Genomic DNA, 26,168 nt, shown 5'->3' with positions numbered 1-26,168 from the left:
ATAAAACCAATGTGGGAGTGAGCCTGCTATCACGAGCAGGCTCACTCCCACGTTTGCAACGACTCACTCGATAACTTTTCTACTGCCCACTAGACCGCGCGACACCCGTGGTTTCAGTATGTACCCGCCCCGCAACCGGGAACCACGCTGAAAAGGATCTGAGCATGTTCAAACTCGCAGGACTTACCCTCGCCGCGCTGACACTGAGCGCCGCCGCCCACGCCGATGTCGACCTGAAACTGGGCAGCACCGAGCGCGTCACACGCCTGTTCGCCTACCCCAACAACTGCAGCGTGATCTGCTTCCGCAACTGGACGCTAGAGCAGACCGTCGCGCATTACCTGACCCAGAGCGTGCAACGCGACGGCTATGCCAATGCGAAGGTTCTGGTCAAAACCGATAACGACCAGATCTACGCGGAAATCAGCGGCGTGCCGCAGGGCTACGACAAACCGCTGTCGGCGCTGCTGGACGCGGGAGATCTGGCCTACACCGGCGCCAGCAAGCTCAACGCCGATGGCAAATGGGCGTACAGCTGGTATCTGTTCCTGCCGTTGGGCATGGCCCTGGAGAATCGTAAAAGCGTCGAATTGCTGCACTTTCCGCCGGATTACTCGCTGACCCAGGCTCAGGATTATCTGCGCTCCAATACCACCGACCGCTGGGCAACGCTGTTGACGGTCAATGGCATCCCCGCCGATCAGACCCCGGCCTATCAGACCATCATCGACATCGCACCGATCGCCGCGCCGTCCAACGCTGGCAGTGACCTGGAGGGTGTCTATGACTACTTCAAGGACTACCAGACCACGCTGGTCAAGCAGTTCAGCCAGACCGCCAGCGGCAAGACGCTGCCGATGGTGGCGTTCGGTGCACCGGTGAGGAACTGGATCAAGCAGCAATACGGTCCGACCGTGAGCGTCCTCGGCCTGGCGACCATCAGCCCAAGCGCCGGGGTGAACGTGCCGGTGCTGGGTTCGAACCACCCCAGTTACATCTGGTACGCCGCCGATCCCAAAAGCTACACCGGCGACGATGCGCAAGCCAAGGCTGACGCGGCAGGCATGAGGGTAATGGGGCAGGATTTGAGCGCCGCCTGCTGGCAGGCCGACATGGGCAGCAAACCGGACAGCGATGCGCAGAGCACGCTCAGTACGTGCACACAGACCTGGCAAGTCACGCAAAAGGTCAAAACCTGCGAGTTGTTCTACACCTCCATTCGCAACCTGACCCCGGAGCAAGCCACCACCCAGTGCGCCACACCACCGGTCAAGGCTCAACTGCAACAGCTCAAAGCCCCGCTGCCCGCCACTGCGACCCCCGCTCCACACTTGTAATCGCGTTGATGTCATTCCCGTGTCAGCCATGACTGACGCGGGAAAGCGTCTATCTCGCCTGTCAGATCTGACAGTAGACCGTCTATACCTATTACAACTACATTGGATCCAAAGAATAGTGGCGCCGCGCTGACAGGACGTCAGATAAAGGAAATCGCGCCCTCCTTGCAACAAGGACTGTTATGAATACCCATGCGATTGCTGGATCTGTTCCACGCGATACCGAAGGTATCTATCCCTTCGCTGGCCTCCCTGTGCGCCTCGGGTTTCCGTCCAGCGCCGACTTCGAAGTCTTCCACGATGAGCACGGCACCCCGACAGGCGTCGCGGCGCGTCGGGAATTTCAGCGCACCTGCCGAATGTGCAGGGTGTCTGGACAGTTACTGCCCTACCGCTGTCGACAGACCCGACAGCTGTTGAACGGTATCCACGTCTACGATCCACGCTTTTGCGGTGCACTCGAACACGCCTGCGACCCGAACGTATTTCTCGACATGAGCGAACTGTGGCTGTGGGCGTTGAAAGATATCCACAGGGGTGAGCGGCTGACCATGGATTACGCCGCCACCGAAGACAAACTGCTGCGTCAGTTTGCCTGCGATTGCGGTTCTGTACGTTGCCGTGGGTGGATCACCGGTTACAACGAACCCCCGAGCATCGAGGGCCAGCACTTTTTACAGCGCTGGCGACGGCAAGGCTCACGCTGATCCGCGCGGCAACCTTCGGCGGCTACGGCGCCCCGACAGGACGCAAGCGATACTGCGGCGGCAATTGCTCGAAACCGCTGATGGTCGCGTTCAGGCTTTTCCAGCGCCCATCCTTGATGCCGTAGATGCAACCGTGGATCGACAGGCTCTGCCCGCGATGCCAGGCGTTTTGCACAATGCTGGTATGGCCGACGTTGGCCACTTGCTGGATCACGTTGAGCTCGCACATGCGATCGACCCGCTCTTCTTCGGTCGGCAGCTTGGCCAGTTCGTCACGCTTGTCGTAATAGAGGTCACGGATCGAGCGCAGCCAGCCGTCGATCAGACCGAGCTGACGATCCTGCATCGACGCCCGCACACCGCCACAACCGTAGTGGCCAGTGACCAGAATGTGTTTGACCTTGAGCACATCGACCGCGTACTGGATCACCGACAGGCAATTAAGGTCGGTGTGCAGCACGACGTTGGCGACATTGCGGTGTACGAACAAATCGCCCGGCAACATGCCGACGATTTCGTTGGCCGGCACCCGTGCGTCGGAACAGCCGATCCACAGATATTCAGGGGTTTGCTGACGCGCCAGCTTGGCGAAGAAATCCGGGTCTTCCTTGGTGATCGCGTCAGCCCAACGCTCGTTGTTATCAATCAGGTCTTGTAAGTCATGCATGCTGTAAGGCCTCAAGAAAGATGCGCTGCTTTGACAGACGACCGTCAGTCGGGGTCACGAAAGGATCGCAAGTGTTTTTGTTGGAATTCTCGTGTGCCCGGCGAGTCCACCTTAGTAAGGCCCACACTATGAGGATTTGCCATGACTGATTCACGACGCCCTTACGATGCGGTGCAACCGGAACCCATCGATGATAACGAAGATCGGATGGGTTCGATGCACGAGCTGGATTTCGACGACGAACAGCCCAGCGCGAAAATCGGCGACGAACTGCCGGAACAGGAGCGCAAGCAACTGATGCCAGAAGAGCGCGTGCGTGAAGCGGGCCTCACTGGCGCGTCGACTGCCGACCATGAGCCGACCGACGATGACATGAGCCCGGAAACGCTGATTCATGAGGATGGCGCACGGGATGCGAAGGAATCCGGTGAAGACAATCCTGCGGACTGGGATTTGAGCGTGGTCGATGAAGACGATATCGGCGGCGGCAATGGTCTGGATGAAGCAGAGCTGGCGCGGCGCGAACCGTTGGATGGCAATCGCTGATTACCTGCAGTAACGCAATCCCTGTAGGAGCTGCCGAAGGCTGTGATCTTTTGATCTTGTTGTTCAACATCCAAAGCAAGATCAACAGATCGCAGCCTTCGGCAGCTCCTACAGGGGGCTCAGCCATACATCAGTGGGATCAGTCAACCAAGGTGCAGGCCATGACCACCGCATCTTCACGCCCACCCACCGCCGGATAATAATCACGACGCCGGCCAATCTCATTGAAGCCATAACGCTCATACAAACGGAACGCCGACCGGTTGCTGTCACGCACCTCCAGAAAACACTCGCGCGCCTGGGCGGCATACGCCCGCGACATCAGATGCTCGAGCAACGTCAGCCCCAGCCCACGCCCCTGATTCTCCGGTTTGACCGTGATGTTGAGCAGGTGCGCCTCATCCAGAATGATTTGCACCACGCCGTGACCGACCTGCTGCTGACCTTCGAACATCAACCAGATCTGGTATTTGCCCAGGCCGTCGAGAAAAATCCCACGGGTCCACGGGTGGCTGTAGGCGGCGAACTCAATCTTCAGTACAGCGTCCAGGTCCGCCTCGGTCATCGGGCGGAACGTTACAGCGTCACTCATTCGATTCTTTCCAGCGCGCCATCAGCCGACGCATGGCTTGCCACACAGCGGCTTTGCGCTGTGGCTCTTCCATTAACAATTCCAGACCGGGAATGGCCCAGGCCGGGCCCAGACCTTCGATCTGCAATTCACGATTGAACGCTTCGGCGTCAGCTTCACCGGCAAAACGCACCGCCGGCAGGCCGATCAGCCATAGGCAGGCGCACGGCGCCGCTTCCATTTGTACCGAAAGAAAACCTTGCACGAAGTCGCGCGCAGCTTCCGGCCCCTGATCCATCGTGCCGCGATTCAACCACGGCCAGCGCACCGGCTCGCCGACGATCTGCGGCGCATCCGGCAGACCGGCGGCACGCAACATGTCCTTGAGCAAGAGATACGCCGGATCACGGCTCTGGAAGGATTCACCTGTGGGTAACTCCACCAGTAGCAGGCAACGCCCGGCGCGCAGCAGTTGCAGGGCGAAACGCGGGGGGGGCACTGGCGCAGGTTTGGCGACCACCGGCGTGTCGTCCGCCTCCTCGACCGGTTTTGTGCTGGCTCGAGTACTCGGCGACGAAGGTCGCGGCACTTCGATCTTCTGCCGCTCGGTGGGGCGCACGGCAGGCTGCACCGGGGTTTCGGCCTGAGGCACAGCCACAACCGGCGCCTCGATTTCGGGCTCGGGCATGTCCAGCAGCTCGGGCCGCGAAGGGGCAGCGAAGGGCAATTCGGTGCGCGGCAGCCAATTGACCACCTGCATGGCGTTCAAATAGGCGCGGCGGCGGGACTCGATAAGCAAAGGTCGGCCACTTGTGGATAACTGAAGTGCGCCGATTCTACCGCCCTTCGCTCAAGATCGCTCGCTGTTGATCGATAGTCTTGAGCCTGGCGCTTTATCCATGCTCTTTACCTTGAAAAAAGCGACAGCCCGTCCCGAGAGTGAATCGCATCCTTCGTGATGCAGTACAATCGCGGCTTTTAATCGCCAACCAGCCGGCCATTCCGATGATCGAACCCAAGCGCGTCTTGCGCGCCCTCGCTGAACACTGGGCACTTCTGGAGCCACTGTGCGAGCACTTCGACCAAGGCACACTGAGCCTCAACGAACTGCGCACGCAACTGGCCGCCCAACAACTGGACAGCACGCCGCAGGACATCACCAGTCTGCTCGACGTGTGGATTCGCCTCGACATTCTGGTGCCCGTGGCGAAAAGCCCGAACCGTTTCGAGCTCAATGCGCAGATTCACGACTTCCTCGCCTACCTGCGCCGTGAGCACCGTTTGGGCCTGTGCCTGGAAATCGAAGCGTATCTGCGGCACCTCGAGCGCCTGGCTGGTTATATTCAGGACGCATTCGACATCCGCGATGGCCACGACCTGGCCCGCCAGCTGCGCTTGCTCGACATGCGCGTACGCGACGTGTTGAAGAAGCTCGACAACGACGAGCAGGCGCTGGTGGCCGTGGCCGAGCGCGCGAAGACCAGCGACCGACAGATTCCACTGCGTCAGCGTTACGCCGAAGTTCTGGCGACCTGGGACGAATACGTCGAGCCGATGATCGATCTGGTCAACGCCGACGGTGCCTTCGAACAAGGCGTGCGCAAGGTCGAAACCGTACTGCTGAAGATGCTCAGCGAACAGCAACGCCTCGGCCATCTGGTCGATGACGACATGCTGCTGCGCACCCACGCGCGCATCCTCGAAATGCAGACCAGCGCCCAACTGACCCTGCGTCATGCCCGCGAACTGCTGCTGCCGCTGCGTGAAGAAGCGCGCCGCCATAACGCCGTGACCCGTGGCGCCGCACTGGCGCTGGCCGCGATCCGCCGCAAAGGTATCGATGCGGTGCCGCAAGCGGCGATGCCGCTGTTCACCCGGCCGCAAAGCACCTTCCTCGGCAGCGCCAGCCAGGTCGAAGCCTACGTTTATGCATTGGCGCGTTTCGAGCCGAAGCCGGCGCGTTTCCCCAAGGCCCACAAAACCCAAAAAGGTGGTGAAGCTCCACGTGCGCCTCGCACGGTGCGCGAAATGCTCGATCGCTGCGAAGACGCCCTGCCGATGCCGGATCTTATGGTCTGGCTGCTGGAGCAGGAGCCGGACGGCGCCACCGACGAATTGCTTTACTGGTTCTCGCGCCTGTCGCGGGAAAAACGCTTCAAGCGCGAACGTCTGGAACGCCGCGAATACCACACTCACGAGCACCAGGTCAGCCTGCGCTCCTTCGCCCTGCTCTCGGCCCGCGACACCGCCGCCGAGGATTCTGCGAGCATCCCAAATGCATCTTGATCTCTCCGAACTGTCTCAACTCGCGCCGATCTTCCGCGAACTGTTCAAGGGCTACCACGTCAGCCGCCGTGACCCGGAGCTGTACGCGCAACTGTCGAACTTTCAGGATCAGTACCGCACGCTGTTCAAGGCCCTGGGCTTTGAACTGGTCTGCGACACCCGTGGTTTCTACTATTTCGTACCGGACCTGGCTGCTGCGGCGGTGAACAAGACGGCCCAGCGTCTGGCCCTGTTTACCTTCATCCTCGTCGAGCATCTGGCCGATCAGGGCCGCGACCCGATTGCTGTGCTTGATGGTGGCAGCCTAGGCCGCGAAGAGCTGCCATCGTTGCTGGAGAAGTACCGCGATCTATTTATTCAGGCCGAAGTACAGACCGTTGAAGAGCTGGAAGAAAAGATCATGCGCCGCATGACCCAGCTCGGCTTCGCCGGCGAAGAGAACGGTGTGTACCGTTTCCTGCCGCCGATGCACCGATTCCTCGATGTGTGCCTGTCGGTTCAGCAAGACCGCGACCTGGCCGCCAGCGTGCACAGCGTTCTGCCGCTGCCAGCGCCAGTGCTGATCGACGAAGCTGCCGAAGCCAAATTCCTCGAAACCGACGATCCGCTCGATCTCTCGGAATTTGACGAAGAGAGTGAAGAAGACGCACTGGCCCGCGCCATTGCCGAAGAACAGGAGTCCGACGCATGAGCCAGGAACGCTACGGCATCCGCCGCTTTGCCCTTTTGAACACCGCCGGTTACAGCCTCGGCCTGTTCCCGCTGGAAGAACCGCTGTCGGTTTATGGCGCGAACAACCTCGGTAAATCGGCGTCGATCAACGCCTTGCAGTTCCCGATTCTGGCGCGCATGTCGGACATGAGTTTCGGCAAATACAGCCTGGAACAATCGCGGCGCTTCTACTTCGCGACCGACACCAGTTACATCCTTGTCGAAGTAAGCCTGCCCCACGGCCCGCACGTTATCGGCGTGGTCGGTCGCGGCCCCGGCGGTGGTTTCGGTCACCAGTTCTTCGCCTACGCCGGCAAACTCGATCTGGCCCACTACCAGAAAAACGACACTTGCCTGCGCCAGAAAGAGCTGTTCAGCAACCTTGAGAAAGAAGGCCTGAAAGCCTACGAACTCAAGCCTGACGAACTGCGTCGCTTGCTGGTTGGCGGTCACACGTCGATCCCGCTGGACCTGACCCTGATCCCGCTGCGGTCCACCAGTGAGCAGAGCCTGAAGACGTTCCGCGCACTGTTCATCAACCTGCTGCACATGCGCGAAATCACCGCGGCCAAACTCAAGCAACTGTTCCTCGATGCGTTTGAGCACAGCTTGCGCTCGGGTAGCGTTGATTACATTGCTGCGTGCGAAGAAGCGTTCCGCGACGTACGCCGCATGGAACAGGACTACAACTCGCTGGTCGCCGCTGGTCCCTTGGTCGAAGCCTTGGCCAATGGCGTGAAACAGCGCGACGTGCTGCGTGGCAAACTGCACCGCCTGTCGCCGCTGCTCGATTCGCTGCTCGGCACCTGGTCGGATTACGCCGGTGCGCGCAAGGAAGAGCTGACGATTCAGGCCGATCACTACCGCGGCGAGCAGGATGCACTGCAAAACAATCAGCGTGGCGGTACACAAGAACTGATGCGTCTGGAACGGGAAATTTCCGGCATCCAGCGCTGGCTCGGCGAACTGTCGGTGTTGAAAAATCGCTTTGCGCTGGTCGATGACGTCAAAGTGCTGGAGCAGCAATTGCTCGCCGCCAAAGACGCTCACGACGAGTTGGCCGGTGCCTTGGCGCAATCGCGTCAGTTCAGCGCCGAAGATCTGGAAGAACGTCTGCGCGATCTGGAAAAACGCCTGAAGTCGGTGAAGCAGCAACTCGATCACGCCGACAACAACAGCTACGCCCGCCTGCGTGAGGAATTCTCGCAGCCTGACGTCGAGCGTTTGATGCGTCTGTTCAACAGCGCGCTGTTCAGCTTGCCGCTGGGCGAGCACGGCATCACCCTCGACGACAATGGCGAGTGGGTCAAATCGGTTGAGCTGATTCTCGATGGCTTCAAAGGCGAGCGCTTCGAGGTGCCGGGCCTGTCGATCGACATCTCGCACATCGAGCCACCGGCCCTGCAAGCCTTGGCTGACCGTGCCGCGCTGCGCGATCAGAAAGAGCGTCTTGATAAAGAGCTCAAGCAACTGAAAACCCAGCAAGCCGTGGCCGCCGACCGCGCCGCGAGCAAGACCCAGACCGAAGCGCTGTATCAGCAGGTTCTGGATGCGCAAAAGGCGCTGGAAGACTTCCGTCGCTGCCAGACCCTGAGCGCCGAAGAAGGCGACAAGCTTGAGCAACTGGCGCAGATGGAAGGCGCGCAGGACGAACTCAAACGCTCCAGCGACGCGTTCACCGAGCGCGTCCAGCAACTGTCGGCCAAGCTGCAACTGGTTGGCCGGCAGATCGCCGATATGGAAGCCAAGCAACGTACTCTCGACGACGCCCTGCGCCGCCGTCAGTTGCTGCCGGCGGACCTGCCGTTCGGCACGCCGTTCATGGATCCGGTCGACGATTCGATGGACAACCTGCTGCCGCTGCTCAACGACTATCAGGACAGCTGGCAGGGTCTGCTGCGCGCCGATGGCCAGATCGAAGCGTTGTACGCGCAAGTGCGCCTCAAAGGCGTGGCCAAGTTCGACAGCGAAGACGACATGGAGCGCCGCCTGTCACTGCTGATCAACGCCTACGCACACCGTACCGACGAGGCGCTGACCCTCGGCAAGGCGCGGCGTGCGGCAGTCACCGACATCGCCCGGACCCTGCGCAACATTCGTAGCGACTACGACAGCCTCGAGCACCAACTGGCGCTGTTCAACCGCGAGATCAACAAGCGTCAGGTGTCCAACCTGCAGAGCTTCCGTATCGTCCTCGCGCCGAACAAGGAAGCGCTCAAACACATCGACCAGATCATCCACAGCGCCGGTCAGTACGAAGAAGGCGAAACCCTGTCGGTGTTCGACCTCAGCCAGAGCGCCGAACAGGACAACAAGAACGAAGAGGCCAAGGAATACCTGGCGCGGTTGGTGGCGGCAAACCACAACCAGCTCGGCCTCAAGGACTTGTTCGAACTGGCGTTCGAGATCACCAAGGTCAACGGCCAACCGGTTATCCACACCGACATCGACGGCGCGGCGTCCAACGGCACCACCATGACCATCAAGGCGCTGACCAACATGTACTTGTTGCTGCACTTGATGGACCGCGATCAGGCCGGTCGTGTACGCCTGCCGTACTACCTCGATGAGGCGGCGGACATTGACGAGAAGAACCAGGCAGCCTTGCTGGAAACCAGCCTGCAACTGGGCTTCGTGCCGATTCTGGCGAGCGTGAAGCCGCAGGTCTGCGCCAGTGTCGCCATCGACCTGGAAGGCGGCAGCGGCCCAGCGGGGATCTACATCGACGAGGCGGACTGGAAGTACATCCGCCGCCATGATGTGGTCAAAGCCACGGTGAATGTTGAAGCGGATGAGCCAGAGCTGGATGCGGTTTGATCGGCGTTAACTGAAGGCAATAAAAAGGGCCGCGATCTGATTGGATAGCGGCCCTTTTTTATGGCTTGGGATGTGTGCTGAACGCTGAGGCTTTTTCGCGAGCAGGCTCGCTCCCACCGGGATTTATGGTTGGCACAGAATCTGTGTCTACCGCCGATCCACTGTAGGAGCGAGCCTGCTCGCAAAAGCATCTTTTCAGACGCCACATCAAATACGGGTTATTTACCGAGCGAAATCTTCGGCGCCCACGTCAGCCACTCATCCTCGAACTTATCGAACAGCGGGAACGTCTGCTCAGGCCGCGCCGGATTACCCATGCGCTCGCCATCCGGCGTAGCAAAAGCAATCCCGCCCTGAATCGCCGTTTCAAGCGATTCCGTGCGAACCGTCAAGCCGTTGAACAAGCCGATATCGAAACCCACACCACTGGTGTTCCAGAAGCGGCTGCCACTGCGTACCAACGGCGCATATTTCGGCTCGATCAGAATGTGCACCAACACGCGATCAGCGGTCTGGCCCAGTTCATAACCGGTAACTTTGCCCACGGTGATTTCACGGTAGGTCACTGGCACACCCGGTTTCAGCGAGCCACGACGAGCCGCGCTCAATACCAGACTCAAACCCGCCTCTTGCCTGGTCACTTCCGGTGCATTAGCCAGCGCGACAAAGTTCTTTTGCGGCCCGAGGTTCTTCGCCGCCGGCTGCACTTCGATGTATTGCCCGGTGACCAGGGTTTCCAGATTGGAAGTCTTGATCAGCCCCAACTCCGGTTTCACCACCCAGAACTGACTGCCAACCCGCGCAATTTTCTCCGGCACTTGCGTGATGCGTGCGGTGAGGATGACCGCTTGCAGATCGTCGGTCAGATCGACACTTTCAATCTTGCCGACATCCAGCCCCTTGAAGCGAACTGGCGTACCGCTGCGCAAACCATCGGCGCGATCAACCTTTATCGTCACAACATCGCCTTTTTGATTGGCGTCGTCATGGCTGGCAAACAGGCGGAAGCGCGGAATACGTTTCTGCAATGGCGCCTTGGGCTGTGGCGTTTCGAAAGCAATACCGCCGGCCATCAGCGTCTGCAGTGATTCACTCTTCACTTGAATGCCGCCCGTCAGGCCACCTGTCAATGTAATACCGCTGACATTCCAGAAACGGGTCGAGGCGTTAACCAGATTTTCGTATTCCTTCTCGATGTGAACACCGATAACCACCTGCTTTCGGGTTTTGGAAAACTGGTAACTCTGAACCGAACCAACCTTGACCTGTTTGTAAAGAATCGGACTGCCGACTTCAATCGAACCAAGGGCATCGGTGAACAACACCAGGTGCAGGCCCGGCGAACGCAGATCCAGCGGCGGTGCCTTTGGTCTGGCCTCGAATTCACGTTTCGGGGCAGCCCCTTTGTCACCGGGGCGCACGGCGATGTAGTTACCTTTCACCAGTGCTTCCAATCCAGTGATACCGGCCAGGGAAATCGACGGTTTGACCACCCAGAATTGCGTGCCATCGACCAGATAGTCTTCGGCCAATGGATCAAGGGTGAGTTCGGCAGTGGCGCTGTTCAGATCCGCATCGACCTTCAGCGCCTTCAGATTGCCGACCTGAATACCTTTGTACATCACCGGCGTACGACCGGCCTGCAGACCTTCGAAGTCACTGAGTTTGACCTTCACGCGGATTCCGGCAGCGGCGGCGTCGAAGTCTTCATAAAGACGGAACGGCAAGCTTGGATCGGTCGCCGGACTGTCCTTGCGATTCTCTGGCGTGGCGAAGGCAATGCCGCCGGCGACAATACTCGCCAGCGATTCACTGCGCACCTTTACCCCAGACAGGTTGGCGTCGATGCTGATGCCGCTGGCGTTCCAGAAACGTGTGTGTTTACGCACCAGTTTGGCGTAGGTCGGCTCGATAAAAACTTTGAGCTCGACGGTACTCTGGTCTTCCGAAAGCAGATAGCTTTTGACCTGACCGACCTTGATCTGCTTGTAGAACACCGGGCTGCCGCGGCTCAGCGAGCCGAGCCGATCAGCCTTGATGGTCAGGTGCAGACCAGGCTTGGCATCAGACAGCGGCGGCTCTTCAGCCAGCGCCTTGAACTTGCGCAAAGGCTCGCCTTCGCCGGGACTGATGGCGACGTAGTTACCGGAGACCAGTGTTTCCAGCCCGGTAATACCGGCCAAGGTCACGCTTGGTTTGATCAGCCAGAAACGGGTGCTGGTCTTGAGGTATGGCTCGACGTCTTTATTCATCTCGACCGTGGCGATCACTCCTTTGGAGTTCCCTTCATCGTCGAGCTTGAGCGTCTTGACCTTACCGACCGACATGCCTTTGTACATGACCTCGGTCTTGTTGGCCTGGATGCCTTCGCCGCTCTCGAAGCGAATCTGGATCTCGATACCGGTTTCGGAGTAAGCACGCCAGCCGAGCCAGCCGCCGATGATCAGCGCAATCAAAGGCAGTACCCAAATGGCAGACCAGTTCGAGGCCGGTCGGGTTTTCGCTACAGGCAAATCAGTCATGGTCGTCATCCGACTCCGTGTTATCCCAAATCAGTCGGGGATCAAAAGTTACTGCAGCAAGCATCGTCAGAATCACCACAGTGGCAAAGGCGACGGCGCCAAGATTGGCTTCGACACTGGCAAGCCGGCCGAAGTTGATGACCGCCACGAGGATGGCGATCACAAAAATATCGAGCATCGACCAGCGGCCAATGAATTCGATAAAACGGTACATCCAGATGCGCTGACGCGCGGACAACGGCTGACGTCGTTGCACCGAAAACAGCAACAGTGCGATGCCCACCAGTTTGAAAGTCGGCACCAGAATACTGGCGATGAAAACGACCGCAGCAATAGGGATCATGCCGTGCTGCACCAACTGGATCACCCCGGACATGATGGTGCTCGGATCCCCCTGCCCCAAAGAACTGACAGTCATGATCGGCAGCACATTGGCGGGGATGTAGATAATCGCTGCAGTGATCAGCAGTGCCCAGGTTCTGGCCAGGCTGTTCGGACGGCGCGGGTGAACAAGTGCGCCGCAGCGCGTGCAGGTTTGCTCGTCGGTGTCCGCGTCTTGCCTGTTCAACTCGTGGCATTCGGTACAAGTCAGAATGCCCGCATCAATCGCCCGCATGAGCATCCTCTCCAGATAACGCCTGCCAGATCTGATGCGGCGACATCACCACCTCCAGCCAGACCTGAATCAACAACAAGCCGATGAAACACGCCAGACCGAGGCCGACGGTGATGGCCGCCATGTCCGCCAGTTTAACGATCGCCACCAGTACGCCCATGAGGTAGACCTCGAGCATTCCCCAGTCTTTGAGGTGGTGGTAAATTCGATAGAGCAGCAGGCCGTAGCTGCGCCCAAGGTTCAAGCGGATCGTCAGCAATACCGCCAATTGGCACAGCAACTTGATTAACGGAATGGCCATGCTGCACAGGAATACGACGATCGAAACACCTTGCATGCCGGTGTTGAACAAACCCACAACACCGCTCCAGACAGTGTCGTGCGACGACTGCCCGAGAAGATTGAGCTGCATGATGGGTAAAAAGTTCGCTGGCACGTAGAGCAAGAGTGCCGCGATGACCAAGGCAAGGCTGCGCTGCACCACATTATGGCGGTGGGCGTACAACTCGTAACCACAGCGCGGGCAGAGGGCTTTTTCGCCGTGGGCAAGCTTCGGCTTGCGCATCAGCAAGTCGCACTCATGACAGGCCACCAGGTCTTCCAGCGGTAAATCTGACAGCCCTGGGGCGTCAACCGGATCTGACATAAAGGCTCTGGCTCCGAAAAAGATGGGGCTATTCTAGTGTTCTGATACGAAAATAACTGTGCAAATTTGTTCGGTGGTGCGAACAAAAACTTTCCTGCGGGCAAAACAAAACCCCAACTGCTTTCGCAATTGGGGTTTCGGAATTTAATCTTGACGATGACCTACTCTCACATGGGGAAACCCCACACTACCATCGGCGATGCATCGTTTCACTACTGAGTTCGGGATGGGATCAGGTGGTTCCAACGCTCTATGGTCGTCAAGAAATTCGGGTACTGAGTCGTGACCAGTTGGCCTCGCTTCAGCAAATTGGGTATGTGACAGCTTTCGGTGTTTGTGAACATCGAACTTTCGGTTCGTTTCGTCTTCACACACCGCAATCTGATGCTCTTTCGAGTAGTCAAATTGCTTGGGTGTTATATGGTCAAGCCTCACGGGCAATTAGTATTGGTTAGCTCAACGCCTCACAGCGCTTACACACCCAACCTATCAACGTCGTAGTCTTCGACGGCCCTTCAGGGAACTCAAGGTTCCAGTGAGATCTCATCTTGAGGCAAGTTTCCCGCTTAGATGCTTTCAGCGGTTATCTTTCCCGAACATAGCTACCCGGCAATGCCACTGGCGTGACAACCGGAACACCAGAGGTTCGTCCACTCCGGTCCTCTCGTACTAGGAGCAGCCCCTCTCAAATCTCAAACGTCCACGGCAGATAGGGACCGAACTGTCTCACGACGTTCTAAACCCAGCTCGCGTACCACTTTAAATGGCGAACAGCCATACCCTTGGGACCGGCTTCAGCCCCAGGATGTGATGAGCCGACATCGAGGTGCCAAACACCGCCGTCGATATGAACTCTTGGGCGGTATCAGCCTGTTATCCCCGGAGTACCTTTTATCCGTTGAGCGATGGCCCTTCCATACAGAACCACCGGATCACTAAGACCTACTTTCGTACCTGCTCGACGTGTCTGTCTCGCAGTCAAGCGCGCTTTTGCCTTTATACTCTACGACCGATTTCCGACCGGTCTGAGCGCACCTTCGTACTCCTCCGTTACTCTTTAGGAGGAGACCGCCCCAGTCAAACTACCCACCATACACTGTCCTCGATCCGGATAACGGACCTGAGTTAGAACCTCAAAGTTGCCAGGGTGGTATTTCAAGGTTGGCTCCACGCGAACTGGCGTCCACGCTTCAAAGCCTCCCACCTATCCTACACAAGCAAATTCAAAGTCCAGTGCAAAGCTATAGTAAAGGTTCACGGGGTCTTTCCGTCTAGCCGCGGATACACTGCATCTTCACAGCGATTTCAATTTCACTGAGTCTCGGGTGGAGACAGCGCCGCCATCGTTACGCCATTCGTGCAGGTCGGAACTTACCCGACAAGGAATTTCGCTACCTTAGGACCGTTATAGTTACGGCCGCCGTTTACCGGGGCTTCGATCAAGAGCTTCGCGTTAGCTAACCCCATCAATTAACCTTCCGGCACCGGGCAGGCGTCACACCCTATACGTCCACTTTCGTGTTTGCAGAGTGCTGTGTTTTTAATAAACAGTCGCAGCGGCCTGGTATCTTCGACCGGCATGAGCTTACGGAGCAAGTCCTTCACCCTCACCGGCGCACCTTCTCCCGAAGTTACGGTGCCATTTTGCCTAGTTCCTTCACCCGAGTTCTCTCAAGCGCCTTGGTATTCTCTACCCAACCACCTGTGTCGGTTTGGGGTACGGTTCCTGGTTACCTGAAGCTTAGAAGCTTTTCTTGGAAGCATGGCATCAACCACTTCGTCATCTAAAAGATGACTCGTCATCAGCTCTCGGCCTTAGAATCCCGGATTTACCTAAGATTCCAGCCTACCACCTTAAACTTGGACAACCAACGCCAAGCTGGCCTAGCCTTCTCCGTCCCTCCATCGCAATAACCAGAAGTACAGGAATATTAACCTGTTTTCCATCGACTACGCTTTTCAGCCTCGCCTTAGGGACCGACTAACCCTGCGTCGATTAACGTTGCGCAGGAAACCTTGGTCTTTCGGCGTGGGTGTTTTTCACACCCATTGTCGTTACTCATGTCAGCATTCGCACTTCTGATACCTCCAGCAAGCTTCTCAACTCACCTTCACAGGCTTACAGAACGCTCCTCTACCGCATCATCCTAAGATGATACCCGTAGCTTCGGTGTATGGTTTGAGCCCCGTTACATCTTCCGCGCAGGCCGACTCGACTAGTGAGCTATTACGCTTTCTTTAAAGGGTGGCTGCTTCTAAGCCAACCTCCTAGCTGTCTAAGCCTTCCCACATCGTTTCCCACTTAACCATAACTTTGGGACCTTAGCTGACGGTCTGGGTTGTTTCCCTTTTCACGACGGACGTTAGCACCCGCCGTGTGTCTCCCATGCTCGGCACTTGTAGGTATTCGGAGTTTGCATCGGTTTGGTAAGTCGGGATGACCCCCTAGCCGAAACAGTGCTCTACCCCCTACAGTGATACATGAGGCGCTACCTAAATAGCTTTCGAGGAGAACCAGCTATCTCCGAGCTTGATTAGCCTTTCACTCCGATCCACAGGTCATCCGCTAACTTTTCAACGGTAGTCGGTTCGGTCCTCCAGTTAGTGTTACCCAACCTTCAACCTGCCCATGGATAGATCGCCCGGTTTCGGGTCTATTCCCAGCGACTAGACGCCCTATTAAGACTCGCTTTCGCTACGCCTCCCCTATTCGGTTAAGCTCGCCACTGAAAATAAGTCGCTGACCCATTATACAAAAGGTACGCAGTCACAGAACAAAGTCTGCTCCCACTGCTTGTACGCATACGGTTTCAGGATCTATTTCACTCCCCTCTCCGGGGTTCTTTTCGCCTTTCCCTCACGGTACTAGTTCACTATCGGTCAGTCAGTAGTATTTAGCCTTGGAGGATGGTCCCCCCATATTCAGACAAAGTTTCTCGTGCTCCGTCCTACTCGATTTCATGACTAAGAGATTTTCGCGTACAGGGCTATCACCCACTATGGCCGCACTTTCCAGAGCGTTCCGCTAATCTCAAAGCCACTTAAGGGCTAGTCCCCGTTCGCTCGCCACTACTAAGGGAATCTCGGTTGATTTCTTTTCCTCAGGGTACTTAGATGTTTCAGTTCCCCTGGTTCGCCTCTTGCACCTATGTATTCAGTACAAGATAACCATCTTATGATGGCTGGGTTCCCCCATTCAGACATCTCCGGATCAAAGTCTGTTTGCCGACTCCCCGAAGCTTTTCGCAGGCTACCACGTCTTTCATCGCCTCTGACTGCCAAGGCATCCACCGTATGCGCTTCTTCACTTGACCATATAACCCCAAGCAATCTGGTTATACTGTGAAGACGACATTCGCCGAAAATTCGATAATACTCAATTCAGAGTAACTCACAAATTTTACCTTAGCCTGATCCGTTACCAGTGAAAGTAACGTTCAGTCTATCTTTCTATCACATACCCAAATTTTTAAAGAACGATCTAATCAAAAGACTAGAAATCAATATTCAGTGCGAATATTCATTTCTAAACTCTCAAACTTTCGAAGCAGTTTATGGTGGAGCCAAGCGGGATCGAACCGCTGACCTCCTGCGTGCAAGGCAGGCGCTCTCCCAGCTGAGCTATGGCCCCATAACAAAATTGGTGGGTCTGGGCAGATTCGAACTGCCGACCTCACCCTTATCAGGGGTGCGCTCTAACCAACTGAGCTACAGACCCAATTTCGAGCTTGTAACTGTTAGCTCAGAGCTATCAGCTTGGAGCTTAAAGCTGCTTCTATCGTCTTCTTCAATGAATCAAGCAATTCGTGTGGGAGCTCATGGAGCAGCTGATGTCGTCGATTAAGGAGGTGATCCAGCCGCAGGTTCCCCTACGGCTACCTTGTTACGACTTCACCCCAGTCATGAATCACACCGTGGTAACCGTCCCCCCGAAGGTTAGACTAGCTACTTCTGGTGCAACCCACTCCCATGGTGTGACGGGCGGTGTGTACAAGGCCCGGGAACGTATTCACCGTGACATTCTGATTCACGATTACTAGCGATTCCGACTTCACGCAGTCGAGTTGCAGACTGCGATCCGGACTACGATCGGTTTTATGGGATTAGCTCCACCTCGCGGCTTGGCAACCCTTTGTACCGACCATTGTAGCACGTGTGTAGCCCAGGCCGTAAGGGCCATGATGACTTGACGTCATCCCCACCTTCCTCCGGTTTGTCACCGGCAGTCTCCTTAGAGTGCCCACCATTACGTGCTGGTAACTAAGGACAAGGGTTGCGCTCGTTACGGGACTTAACCCAACATCTCACGACACGAGCTGACGACAGCCATGCAGCACCTGTCTCAATGTTCCCGAAGGCACCAATCCATCTCTGGAAAGTTCATTGGATGTCAAGGCCTGGTAAGGTTCTTCGCGTTGCTTCGAATTAAACCACATGCTCCACCGCTTGTGCGGGCCCCCGTCAATTCATTTGAGTTTTAACCTTGCGGCCGTACTCCCCAGGCGGTCAACTTAATGCGTTAGCTGCGCCACTAAGAGCTCAAGGCTCCCAACGGCTAGTTGACATCGTTTACGGCGTGGACTACCAGGGTATCTAATCCTGTTTGCTCCCCACGCTTTCGCACCTCAGTGTCAGTATCAGTCCAGGTGGTCGCCTTCGCCACTGGTGTTCCTTCCTATATCTACGCATTTCACCGCTACACAGGAAATTCCACCACCCTCTACCATACTCTAGCTTGTCAGTTTTGAATGCAGTTCCCAGGTTGAGCCCGGGGATTTCACATCCAACTTAACAAACCACCTACGCGCGCTTTACGCCCAGTAATTCCGATTAACGCTTGCACCCTCTGTATTACCGCGGCTGCTGGCACAGAGTTAGCCGGTGCTTATTCTGTCGGTAACGTCAAAACACTAACGTATTAGGTTAATGCCCTTCCTCCCAACTTAAAGTGCTTTACAATCCGAAGACCTTCTTCACACACGCGGCATGGCTGGATCAGGCTTTCGCCCATTGTCCAATATTCCCCACTGCTGCCTCCCGTAGGAGTCTGGACCGTGTCTCAGTTCCAGTGTGACTGATCATCCTCTCAGACCAGTTACGGATCGTCGCCTTGGTGAGCCATTACCTCACCAACTAGCTAATCCGACCTAGGCTCATCTGATAGCGCAAGGCCCGAAGGTCCCCTGCTTTCTCCCGTAGGACGTATGCGGTATTAGCGTTCCTTTCGAAACGTTGTCCCCCACTACCAGGCAGATTCCTAGGCATTACTCACCCGTCCGCCGCTGAATTCAGGAGCAAGCTCCTGTCATCCGCTCGACTTGCATGTGTTAGGCCTGCCGCCAGCGTTCAATCTGAGCCATGATCAAACTCTTCAGTTCAAACATCTTTGGGTTTTTAAGAAACCCTAAACTTGGCTCAGCAATCGTTGGTTACATCTTTGATTTCTCGCGGAGTAACTTGTGATGCTGATAATCTTGTTGACTATCAGTCTGACTCCACAAGCACCCACACGAATTGCTTGATTCAGTTGTTAAAGAGCGGTTGGTTAAGATCTTTCGTCTCAACCGAGGCGCGCATTCTACAGCAGCCTCATTTGCTGTCAAGTGATTATTTTCAGAAGTTTTCGAAGAATTCTTCAACAACTTCAACCACTTGCGCTTCCGATCTCTCGTTAGCGGGAGGCGAATTCTACAGCGTTACTCGCTGTTGTCAACACCTCTTTTTCTCCGCTTTCGACCGAGAAGATCGAACCGTTAAAAGAGCCAAACATCACCGCTCTTTCAACTCCTTCCAGGCTTCGATGAACTGAAGCGACCCACTCTCGAAACCTACTTAACTCATTGAATCTCAAGGAGTTTTCCGTTTCGACTGCGCCGGAAGTGGGGCGAATTATAGACGTCTGGAATCTGCCGTCAACCGTTAATTTCACTTTTGTTGCAGAACCTGCTTTTTAGCAAGTAAACGCGGGATTCGACGAGCAACGGGAGGGACACGCAGCAATAGAAGCAGCACACCTATAAAAGCATAAATTGCCCATTCCTTGAGATCAGCGCGCACGATCCACAACATATGCAGCAATCCCAGCCCAAGAATCACGTATACCAGCCGATGCAGCTTCTTCCAGCGAGCACCTAAACGGCGCTGACTGTAGCGATTTGAGGTTACCGCTAACGCCGACAATCCGAGGAAACCCAACGCACCGACAATAATGTATGGCCGCTTGCGCAACTCGACACCCAGTTGAGACCAGTCGAAACCCAGGATAAAAGCCATATAGCTGCATAGGTGCAAAACCACATAGGCAAAACACCAAAGGCCTAACTGCCGCCGAACAGCAATCCACCCCGCCCAACCGGTCAGTTTTTGCAAAGGCGTCATGCTCAAGGTGATCAACAGCAGCACCAACGTGCCAAGGCCCAACCTGTCAACCAACACCTTGCCAGGATCCGGCCCAAGCAGATCCGCGAAAGCCTGATAGAACCACAGCAATGGCAAAATCGCTGCAGCAATGAAAACACTCACCCGCCAGACCGGATATCGCATCAGTAGTTCTTCCGCAGATCGAGCCCTGTATATAAAGAAGCGACTTCTTCCGAATAGCCGTTGAACATCTGGGTATCGCGCACATTCGGCTTGAACAGACTGTTCGGCAGCCTGCGCTCGCGCGCTTGCGTCCAGCGCGGATGATCGACAGTCGGATTCACATTTGCATAGAAGCCGTATTCGTCCGCCGCAATACTTTGCCAGGTCGTTTTCGGTTGCTCACTGACAAGACTGATACGCACGATGGATTTGACACTCTTGAAGCCATACTTCCATGGCACCACCAGCCGCAGAGGAGCTCCGTTCTGATTCGGCAATTCGCGGCCATACATGCCCACCGCCAGAATAGCCAATGGATTCATCGCCTCATCCAGACGCAAGCCTTCTACATAAGGCCATTCGATCAAGGCAAAGCCTGATCGCTGCCCCGGCATGCTTTTCGGATCCTGAAGGGTTTCAAAGCGAATGTACTTGGCCTTGGAAGTCGGCTCGACCTGTTTGAGCAGCGCCGCGATGGGAAACCCGATCCACGGAATGACCATCGACCAGGCCTCGACACAGCGCAGACGATAGATACGCTCCTCCAACTGGTACGGTTTCATGAAGTCTTCCAGTGCATAACGCCCCGGCTTACCCACCTCCCCGTCCACCACTACACTCCACGGTTCGGTTTTCAACGAACCGGCATTAGCGGCCGGATCGCCCTTGTCGGTGCCGAACTCATAGAAGTTGTTGTAGTGAGTCGCGTCCTTATAAGGCGTGATCGCCTCATCCTTGACGTTTACCGCCCCCCATTGAGTAGAGGGGAGTTTTTCGGCAAACCAGGCGGGCGCCTTGCCAGGTTCGACATCGGCATATCGCACCACATCGTCAGCATTGGCCCAGCGCGGAAGACTGCTCACGGCGATGCCGGCCGCGGTGGCTCCGAGCAGCTGGCGGCGAGACAGATAGATAGATTCAGACGTGACGTCCGACTCATGGCAGTCAGACGCTTTAGGAATTTTGATGAGCATGGCAACTCCGCAGCTTTGGAGGACAGATGCACCCATAGACTGCGGAGTATGCTGGAAATTACATCACTCGGCGTTTTTGTGACGACGAAGATGCAATAGATACTGAATTGGGCCGGAAGCCGCATAAGCGAGGAATACCAGCAGCAGAATGCGCGGTGGATCGCTGAACACGACAGCGAACACCAGCACTACCGCGAGGATTGCCACGAAAGGCACGCGACCTTTCAAATCCAGCTCCTTGAAGCTGTTGTACTTGATGTTGCTGACCATCAGCATGCCGGCAGCCGCCACCATCAGTGCAACCAGAAACGACATCTTCGAACCCTGGATGCCGTAATCGCTGAACGCCCAGACAATACCCGCCACCACGCCGGCAGCTGCCGGACTGGCCAGCCCGATGAAGTAGCGCTTGTCCGCTGTCCCCACCTGAGTGTTGAAACGCGCCAAACGCAACGCCGCGCCCGCTACATAGATGAAGGCAACCATCCAGCCGACCTTGCCCATGTCACCCAGCGCCCAGCCGAAGGCCAGTAATGCAGGGGCAACACCGAAGGCGACCATGTCGGACAGCGAGTCATACTCGGCGCCGAAGGCACTTTGCGTGTTGGTCATGCGCGCGACACGACCGTCGAGACCGTCGAGCACCATCGCGACAAAAATCGCGATTGCGGCGAACGCGAAATACTTGCTCGCATTGACGGAATCACCAGCGCTCAACGCCGCCTGCGCGCTCATCGAGTTGATGATGGAGTAAAACCCGGCAAACAGGTTCGCAGTGGTGAATAGATTCGGCAGCAGATAGATACCACGATGCCGGACTTTACGGCCTTCTGCGTCATGCCCTTCTTCGATGTGCTCATCGATGGGCAGCAGGCTTTCGGCGTCTGAAGCCTTGTTCGGCTCTTCGGGACGTTCGCTCATGGACATTACCTTGCAACGGTTTGGAAAAATTCGACAGGTGCCTGTGGACGACAGTTCGGCCACAAACGATGCAGCTTTATACCAGAACCACCGACCCAAACGAAAAAACGCGGCCGAGGCCGCGTTTTTCGTACAAGGGACGACGACTTAGTTTTTGGCTTTGTCGACGATCTTGTTGGCACCGATCCACGGCATCATGGAGCGCAGTTGCTCGCCGATGATTTCGATACCGTGAGCGGCGTTGTTACGACGCTTGGCGGTCATCGAAGGGTAGCCGGTTGCGCCTTCGCTGATGAACATTTTGGCGTATTCGCCGTCCTGAATACGTTTCAGGGCGTTGCGCATGGCCTGACGGGACTCGGCGTTGATCACTTCCGGGCCGGTCACGTACTCGCCGTATTCGGCGTTGTTGGAGATCGAGTAGTTCATGTTGGCGATACCGCCTTCGTACATGAGGTCAACGATCAGTTTCAGTTCGTGCAGGCACTCGAAGTAGGCCATTTCCGGCGCGTAGCCAGCTTCAACCAGAGTTTCGAAACCGGCTTTTACCAGCTCAACGGTACCGCCACACAGAACGGCTTGCTCGCCGAACAGGTCGGTTTCAGTCTCGTCTTTGAAGGTGGTTTCGATGATGCCGGTACGACCGCCACCAACGCCGGCAGCGTAGGACAGTGCAACGTTTTTGGCGTTGCCGGAAGCGTCCTGGTAGATCGCGATCAGGTCAGGAATACCGCCGCCTTTAACGAACTCGGAACGTACGGTGTGGCCCGGTGCTTTCGGCGCGATCATGATCACGTCGAGGTCGGCACGCGGAATAACCTGGTTGTAGTGGATCGCGAAGCCGTGGGAGAAGGCCAGGGTGGCGCCTTTCTTGATGTTTGGCTCGATTTCGTTCTTGTACAGAGCAGACTGGAACTCGTCCGGGGTCAGGATCATGACCAGGTCGGCAGCAGCAACAGCGGAAGCAACGTCGGTCACTTTCAGGCCGTGAGCTTCAGCTTTGGCAACGGTGGCCGAACCTTTACGCAGACCAACGGTAACGTCGACGCCGGAGTCTTTCAGGTTGCACGCCTGGGCGTGGCCCTGGGAACCGTAACCGATGATGGCAACTTTCTTGCCCTGGATGATCGACAGGTCGCAGTCTTTTTCGTAATAAACTTTCATGAAATTCCCCTATATATCCAGGCCGTTCAGGCCATTCGCTAATTTGGTTTAGATGCTGAGTACTTTGTCGCCGCGGGCAATACCGGTCACGCCACTACGGACGGTTTCCAGAATCGATGCGGTGCCGATGGACTGAATGAAGCTGTCGAGCTTGTCGCTGGTACCGGTCAATTGAACGGTATACACGCTGGCGCTGACATCGACGATCTGTCCACGGTAAATATCGGTGGTGCGTTTGATCTCGGCGCGCTGGGCGCCAGTGGCCTTGACCTTGACCAACATCAGTTCGCGCTCGATGTGAGCACTTTCCGACAGGTCCACCAGCTTGACCACTTCGATCAGCTTGTTCAGGTTTTTGGTGATCTGCTCGATGACTTCATCATGACCCACAGTGGTCAGCGTCAGACGCGACAGGGTCGGGTCTTCGGTCGGGGCCACGGTCAGGCTTTCGATGTTGTAGTTGCGCTGCGAGAACAGGCCGACTACGCGAGACAAAGCGCCGGGTTCGTTTTCCAGAAGCAAGGAAATAATGTGCCGCATGATTAAGTACGCTCCGTCTTGCTCAGCCACATATCGCGCATGGAGCCGTCTTTGATCTGCATCGGGTAGACGTGCTCGCTGGTATCAACCGAGACATCGATGATCACCAGACGATCTTTCATGGCGAACGCTTCTGCCATCTTCGACTTCAAATCTTTCGATTCGGTGATGCGTACGCCGACGTGGCCATAAGCTTCAGCCAACTTAACGAAGTCAGGCAGCGATTCCATGTAAGAGTGCGAGTGACGGCTGCCATAGCTCATGTCCTGCCACTGACGAACCATCCCCAGAACACCGTTGTTCAGGATGACGATTTTCACTGGCAAGCCATATTGCAGGCAGGTCGACAGTTCCTGGATGTTCATCTGGATACTGCCTTCGCCGGTGACGCAGGCAACGTCGTCGTCCGGGAAGCTCAACTTGATGCCCATGGCTGCGGGGAAACCGAAGCCCATGGTGCCCAGGCCACCGGAGTTGATCCAGCGGTTAGGCTTGTTGAACGTGTAGTACTGCGCAGCGAACATCTGGTGCTGACCCACGTCGGAGGTGATATAGGCATCGCCCTTGGTCACTTCGCACAGGGTTTCGATAACGGTCTGCGGCTTGATTTTGCTGCCGTCGCCCTTGTCGTAAGGGAACAGGCCGCGATCACCGCGCCATTCATCAACCTGCTTCCACCAACTGGCCACGGACTCCTTGTTCGGGGTCTCGCCGATTTCCTTGAGGATCGCGACCATTTCGGTCAGGACGCTTTCCACCGGACCAACGATAGGCACGTCGGCCTTGATGGTCTTGGAAATCGAAGCCGGGTCGATATCGATGTGAATGATCTTGGCGTTCGGGCAGAACTTCGCCGGGCCGTTGATCACTCGGTCATCGAAACGTGCGCCAACTGCCAGGATCACGTCGGCATGGTGCATCGCAAGGTTAGCGGTGTAGCTGCCGTGCATACCGAGCATGCCGATGAACTGACGATCAGTGCCAGGGAAACCGCCCAGGCCCATCAAAGTGTTGGTCACCGGCAGGTTGAGCATTTTCGCCAGTTCGGTCAGCGGAGCGGAACCGTTGCCCAAAATGACGCCGCCGCCGGAGTACAACACTGGACGCTTGGCCGCCAGGAGCATTTCTGCTGCCTTGCGGATTTGCCCGGAGTGCCCACGAACGGCCGGGCTGTAGGAACGCAGCTTGGCTTTCTTGGGGAAGATGTATTCGAACTTTTCGGCCGGGTTGGTCATGTCTTTCGGGATATCGACCACGACCGGGCCAGGACGACCGGATTGCGCCAGGTAGAACGCTTTCTTCATGACTTCCGGGATTTCCGAGGCGTGCTTGATCATGAAGCTGTGCTTCACGATCGGCCGGGAGATACCGATCATGTCGGTTTCCTGGAACGCATCGGTGCCGACCATGGTGCTTGGCACCTGACCGGAAATGATCACCATTGGAATCGAGTCCATATAGGCAGTGGCAATACCGGTGATGGCGTTTGTGGCGCCTGGACCGGAAGTCACCAATACCACGCCGGCTTTACCGGTGGCACGGGCGTAGCCGTCAGCCATATGGGTTGCCGCTTGTTCGTGACGAACCAGGATGTGAGTCACTTCCGGTTCTTTGAACAGGGCATCGTAAACATGCAGGAGAGCACCACCCGGGTACCCGTAGATATATTTGACGCCTTCGTCACGCAAGAAGCGGACGAGCATCTCACCGCCAGATAAAAGCTCCACGTTGTTCACCTCTAAAACGCCAGAATACCGTCCACGAAAATGGGACGGGTCTTAATAGGTTTACTTCTCGGCAGAGCATGAGCGACGGTGGTCGCCGACTACGTCAGCACTGACTGAGCAAGTATTGGGATCGTCCCAAGTGTTGCGGGCCTTTCCCACCCAGCGCGAGGTAACGCGTTGCGGGTGTAACAGGTCGGCGCGGGTATGCGCCTCATGATCTACCGAGTGGGTCTGCTTCTGGCAGTCCCTCTACAGCGGACTTTGGATTCTTCTGTTTCGTCCTCTCCAAGTCAAGCCGTCTCTGTGGTTAATTGTGGGTAAGCACATGAGAACGCAAGAAAAAACCTGAAAACAGCTACTCTGTTAGCGTCAATTGCGCAATTTTGCCAAGGAATCAGCATGCGAATGCTTCTGTTAACCCTGCTGATCGGCCTCAGCCCATGGTGCACAGCCGCTCAGATTTACAAATGGGTCGATGCCCAAGGTGTTACGCACTTCGATGCGCAACCTCCGCCAGGCCAACCATCCACCACGGTACACATGCCCTCCTCGGCCCCGGCAAAACCCGCAGCCATGCCGGGCAGCGGTGTGCTGGGCGATCAGAAAGCCATCGACGACAAGGTCAAGAAACAGGTCGACGACCAACAAGCGCAGCTCAAGGCATTTTGTGAGCAGGCACGGACGAATCTTGCGCAATTGCAGAACAATCCGCGTTTGCGAGAGGACGTGGGGGGAGAATTGCGGCGGCTGGATGATGCACAACGGCAGGAGCGCATTGTCGAAGCGCAGAAGCAGATCAGAGAGAACTGCCAGTAAAGCCTGGCAGTTTTCGGT

At 56.5% G+C, this 26,168-nt stretch carries 19 protein-coding genes, 2 tRNA genes and 3 rRNA genes; 7 read left to right on the top strand and 17 right to left on the bottom strand.

Translation table 11 applies throughout. From position 1 onward, the window contains the following. Positions 1-164: 164 nt before the first annotated feature. Together AB4P92_RS20715 and AB4P92_RS20710 are read left to right on the top strand one after the other, a co-directional pair. A complete protein-coding gene (locus AB4P92_RS20715) occupies positions 165-1,337 on the top strand; it encodes a hypothetical protein (RefSeq protein ID WP_395598076.1) in 1,173 nt (390 codons plus the stop codon). 182 nt (positions 1,338-1,519) lie between these two features. After that, complete coding sequence (locus AB4P92_RS20710) at positions 1,520-2,044, top strand: SET domain-containing protein-lysine N-methyltransferase (protein WP_047303168.1); 525 nt, start codon at positions 1,520-1,522, stop codon at positions 2,042-2,044. A gap of 22 nt (positions 2,045-2,066) precedes the next feature. On the opposite strand, the gene can is transcribed toward AB4P92_RS20710, so the two are convergent. Beyond that, positions 2,067-2,711, bottom strand: coding sequence for a carbonate dehydratase (gene can / locus AB4P92_RS20705; RefSeq protein WP_042561069.1), 645 nt, complete (start codon positions 2,709-2,711; stop codon positions 2,067-2,069). Between the two features lie 141 nt (positions 2,712-2,852). Here can and AB4P92_RS20700 point away from each other — a divergent pair, with 141 nt between their 5' ends. Further along, a complete protein-coding gene (locus AB4P92_RS20700) occupies positions 2,853-3,257 on the top strand; it encodes a hypothetical protein (RefSeq protein ID WP_047303171.1) in 405 nt (134 codons plus the stop codon). Between the two features lie 139 nt (positions 3,258-3,396). Here the strand turns inward: AB4P92_RS20700 and rimI are convergent, their stop codons facing one another. Both rimI and AB4P92_RS20690 read right to left on the bottom strand, forming a co-directional pair. Next, positions 3,397-3,849 (bottom strand): ribosomal protein S18-alanine N-acetyltransferase, encoded by a 453-nt coding sequence (gene rimI / locus AB4P92_RS20695; protein WP_047303173.1) that lies wholly within the window; start codon positions 3,847-3,849, stop codon positions 3,397-3,399. Then, on the bottom strand, positions 3,842-4,588 hold the full coding sequence (locus tag AB4P92_RS20690) for an energy transducer TonB (protein WP_261736034.1): 747 nt from the start codon (positions 4,586-4,588) through the stop codon (positions 3,842-3,844). The genes rimI and AB4P92_RS20690 overlap by 8 nt, the downstream gene beginning before the upstream one ends. A gap of 245 nt (positions 4,589-4,833) precedes the next feature. On the opposite strand from AB4P92_RS20690, the gene mksB reads away from it, so the two are divergent. The 3 genes from mksB to mksF are packed head-to-tail and all read left to right on the top strand — an operon-like array spanning position 4,834 to position 9,642. Beyond that, positions 4,834-6,114 carry an Mks condensin complex protein MksB gene (gene mksB / locus AB4P92_RS20685; protein ID WP_162184590.1) on the top strand — a complete coding sequence of 427 codons (1,281 nt, stop codon included), beginning with the start codon at positions 4,834-4,836 and terminating at the stop codon, positions 6,112-6,114. Beyond that, positions 6,104-6,805 (top strand): Mks condensin complex protein MksE, encoded by a 702-nt coding sequence (mksE, locus tag AB4P92_RS20680; RefSeq protein WP_042561074.1) that lies wholly within the window; start codon positions 6,104-6,106, stop codon positions 6,803-6,805. Before mksB ends, mksE begins: the two co-directional genes overlap by 11 nt. Next, positions 6,802-9,642 carry an Mks condensin complex protein MksF gene (gene mksF, locus AB4P92_RS20675; protein ID WP_261736024.1) on the top strand — a complete coding sequence of 947 codons (2,841 nt, stop codon included), beginning with the start codon at positions 6,802-6,804 and terminating at the stop codon, positions 9,640-9,642. Before mksE ends, mksF begins: the two co-directional genes overlap by 4 nt. Before the next feature lie 218 nt (positions 9,643-9,860). On the opposite strand, the gene AB4P92_RS20670 is transcribed toward mksF, so the two are convergent. The 14 genes from AB4P92_RS20670 to AB4P92_RS20605 form a co-directional block, all read right to left on the bottom strand. Further along, positions 9,861-12,164: a PqiB family protein gene (locus tag AB4P92_RS20670; RefSeq protein WP_261736025.1), complete on the bottom strand. Its 2,304-nt coding sequence runs from the start codon at positions 12,162-12,164 to the stop codon at positions 9,861-9,863. Further along, on the bottom strand, positions 12,157-12,780 hold the full coding sequence (locus AB4P92_RS20665) for a paraquat-inducible protein A (RefSeq protein WP_395598075.1): 624 nt from the start codon (positions 12,778-12,780) through the stop codon (positions 12,157-12,159). The genes AB4P92_RS20670 and AB4P92_RS20665 overlap by 8 nt, the downstream gene beginning before the upstream one ends. Then, entirely contained in the window at positions 12,767-13,426 is a 660-nt protein-coding gene (locus tag AB4P92_RS20660; RefSeq protein ID WP_042561077.1) for a paraquat-inducible protein A, read from the bottom strand. Before AB4P92_RS20660 ends, AB4P92_RS20665 begins: the two co-directional genes overlap by 14 nt. 148 nt (positions 13,427-13,574) lie before the next feature. Then, positions 13,575-13,690: ribosomal RNA gene (gene rrf, locus AB4P92_RS20655) — 5S ribosomal RNA — on the bottom strand. A gap of 156 nt (positions 13,691-13,846) precedes the next feature. Continuing rightward, positions 13,847-16,740 (bottom strand): 23S ribosomal RNA (locus tag AB4P92_RS20650). 241 nt (positions 16,741-16,981) lie between these two features. After that, positions 16,982-17,057, bottom strand: a tRNA-Ala gene (locus AB4P92_RS20645). Positions 17,058-17,067: 10 nt separating this feature from the next. Continuing rightward, positions 17,068-17,144, bottom strand: a tRNA-Ile gene (locus AB4P92_RS20640). A gap of 123 nt (positions 17,145-17,267) precedes the next feature. Beyond that, a 16S ribosomal RNA gene (locus AB4P92_RS20635) occupies positions 17,268-18,804 on the bottom strand. The 16S, 23S and 5S rRNA genes sit together here with 2 tRNA genes alongside, the layout of an rRNA operon. Before the next feature lie 547 nt (positions 18,805-19,351). Then, on the bottom strand, positions 19,352-19,969 hold the full coding sequence (msrQ, locus tag AB4P92_RS20630) for a protein-methionine-sulfoxide reductase heme-binding subunit MsrQ (protein ID WP_261736633.1): 618 nt from the start codon (positions 19,967-19,969) through the stop codon (positions 19,352-19,354). Next, the gene (gene msrP / locus AB4P92_RS20625; RefSeq protein WP_200612959.1) at positions 19,969-20,982 is read right to left on the bottom strand and encodes a protein-methionine-sulfoxide reductase catalytic subunit MsrP; all 1,014 of its coding nucleotides are present in this window, start codon (positions 20,980-20,982) and stop codon (positions 19,969-19,971) included. The genes msrQ and msrP overlap by 1 nt, the downstream gene beginning before the upstream one ends. A 63-nt stretch (positions 20,983-21,045) precedes the next feature. Then, positions 21,046-21,903, bottom strand: coding sequence for a CDP-diacylglycerol--serine O-phosphatidyltransferase (gene pssA, locus AB4P92_RS20620; RefSeq protein WP_042561080.1), 858 nt, complete (start codon positions 21,901-21,903; stop codon positions 21,046-21,048). 147 nt (positions 21,904-22,050) lie between these two features. Continuing rightward, a complete protein-coding gene (gene ilvC / locus AB4P92_RS20615) occupies positions 22,051-23,067 on the bottom strand; it encodes a ketol-acid reductoisomerase (protein WP_042561081.1) in 1,017 nt (338 codons plus the stop codon). Positions 23,068-23,115: 48 nt separating this feature from the next. Beyond that, on the bottom strand, positions 23,116-23,607 hold the full coding sequence (ilvN, locus tag AB4P92_RS20610) for an acetolactate synthase small subunit (RefSeq protein ID WP_003176102.1): 492 nt from the start codon (positions 23,605-23,607) through the stop codon (positions 23,116-23,118). Between the two features lie 2 nt (positions 23,608-23,609). Continuing rightward, the gene (locus AB4P92_RS20605; RefSeq protein ID WP_047303486.1) at positions 23,610-25,334 is read right to left on the bottom strand and encodes an acetolactate synthase 3 large subunit; all 1,725 of its coding nucleotides are present in this window, start codon (positions 25,332-25,334) and stop codon (positions 23,610-23,612) included. A 399-nt stretch (positions 25,335-25,733) separates the two neighbouring features. Between AB4P92_RS20605 and AB4P92_RS20600 the strand changes: the two genes are divergently transcribed. Next, positions 25,734-26,150: a DUF4124 domain-containing protein gene (locus AB4P92_RS20600; protein ID WP_047303229.1), complete on the top strand. Its 417-nt coding sequence runs from the start codon at positions 25,734-25,736 to the stop codon at positions 26,148-26,150. Positions 26,151-26,168 lie beyond the last annotated feature (18 nt).

The sequence above is a fragment of the Pseudomonas sp. A0308 genome, assembly GCF_044218815.1.
Classification (GTDB): Bacteria; Pseudomonadota; Gammaproteobacteria; order Pseudomonadales; family Pseudomonadaceae; genus Aquipseudomonas; species Aquipseudomonas iridis.
This window is presented reverse-complemented; position numbering and strand designations above follow the sequence as displayed.

What these genes read in the sequence shown, in the direction of transcription:
- AB4P92_RS20660 (WP_042561077.1), bottom strand. Translation starts at nt 13,426, where the DNA reads ATGTCAGATCCGGTTGACGCCCCAGGGCTGTCAGATTTACCGCTGGAA.
- mksE (WP_042561074.1), top strand. Translation starts at nt 6,104, where the DNA reads ATGCATCTTGATCTCTCCGAACTGTCTCAACTCGCGCCGATCTTCCGC.
- AB4P92_RS20700 (WP_047303171.1), top strand. Translation starts at nt 2,853, where the DNA reads ATGACTGATTCACGACGCCCTTACGATGCGGTGCAACCGGAACCCATC.
- can (WP_042561069.1), bottom strand. Translation starts at nt 2,711, where the DNA reads ATGCATGACTTACAAGACCTGATTGATAACAACGAGCGTTGGGCTGAC.
- msrQ (WP_261736633.1), bottom strand. Translation starts at nt 19,969, where the DNA reads ATGCGATATCCGGTCTGGCGGGTGAGTGTTTTCATTGCTGCAGCGATT.
- mksF (WP_261736024.1), top strand. Translation starts at nt 6,802, where the DNA reads ATGAGCCAGGAACGCTACGGCATCCGCCGCTTTGCCCTTTTGAACACC.
- ilvN (WP_003176102.1), bottom strand. Translation starts at nt 23,607, where the DNA reads ATGCGGCACATTATTTCCTTGCTTCTGGAAAACGAACCCGGCGCTTTG.
- AB4P92_RS20600 (WP_047303229.1), top strand. Translation starts at nt 25,734, where the DNA reads ATGCGAATGCTTCTGTTAACCCTGCTGATCGGCCTCAGCCCATGGTGC.
- AB4P92_RS20670 (WP_261736025.1), bottom strand. Translation starts at nt 12,164, where the DNA reads ATGACTGATTTGCCTGTAGCGAAAACCCGACCGGCCTCGAACTGGTCT.
- AB4P92_RS20690 (WP_261736034.1), bottom strand. Translation starts at nt 4,588, where the DNA reads ATGCAGGTGGTCAATTGGCTGCCGCGCACCGAATTGCCCTTCGCTGCC.
- pssA (WP_042561080.1), bottom strand. Translation starts at nt 21,903, where the DNA reads ATGAGCGAACGTCCCGAAGAGCCGAACAAGGCTTCAGACGCCGAAAGC.
- ilvC (WP_042561081.1), bottom strand. Translation starts at nt 23,067, where the DNA reads ATGAAAGTTTATTACGAAAAAGACTGCGACCTGTCGATCATCCAGGGC.
- rimI (WP_047303173.1), bottom strand. Translation starts at nt 3,849, where the DNA reads ATGAGTGACGCTGTAACGTTCCGCCCGATGACCGAGGCGGACCTGGAC.
- AB4P92_RS20715 (WP_395598076.1), top strand. Translation starts at nt 165, where the DNA reads ATGTTCAAACTCGCAGGACTTACCCTCGCCGCGCTGACACTGAGCGCC.
- msrP (WP_200612959.1), bottom strand. Translation starts at nt 20,982, where the DNA reads ATGCTCATCAAAATTCCTAAAGCGTCTGACTGCCATGAGTCGGACGTC.
- AB4P92_RS20665 (WP_395598075.1), bottom strand. Translation starts at nt 12,780, where the DNA reads ATGCGGGCGATTGATGCGGGCATTCTGACTTGTACCGAATGCCACGAG.
- mksB (WP_162184590.1), top strand. Translation starts at nt 4,834, where the DNA reads ATGATCGAACCCAAGCGCGTCTTGCGCGCCCTCGCTGAACACTGGGCA.
- AB4P92_RS20710 (WP_047303168.1), top strand. Translation starts at nt 1,520, where the DNA reads ATGAATACCCATGCGATTGCTGGATCTGTTCCACGCGATACCGAAGGT.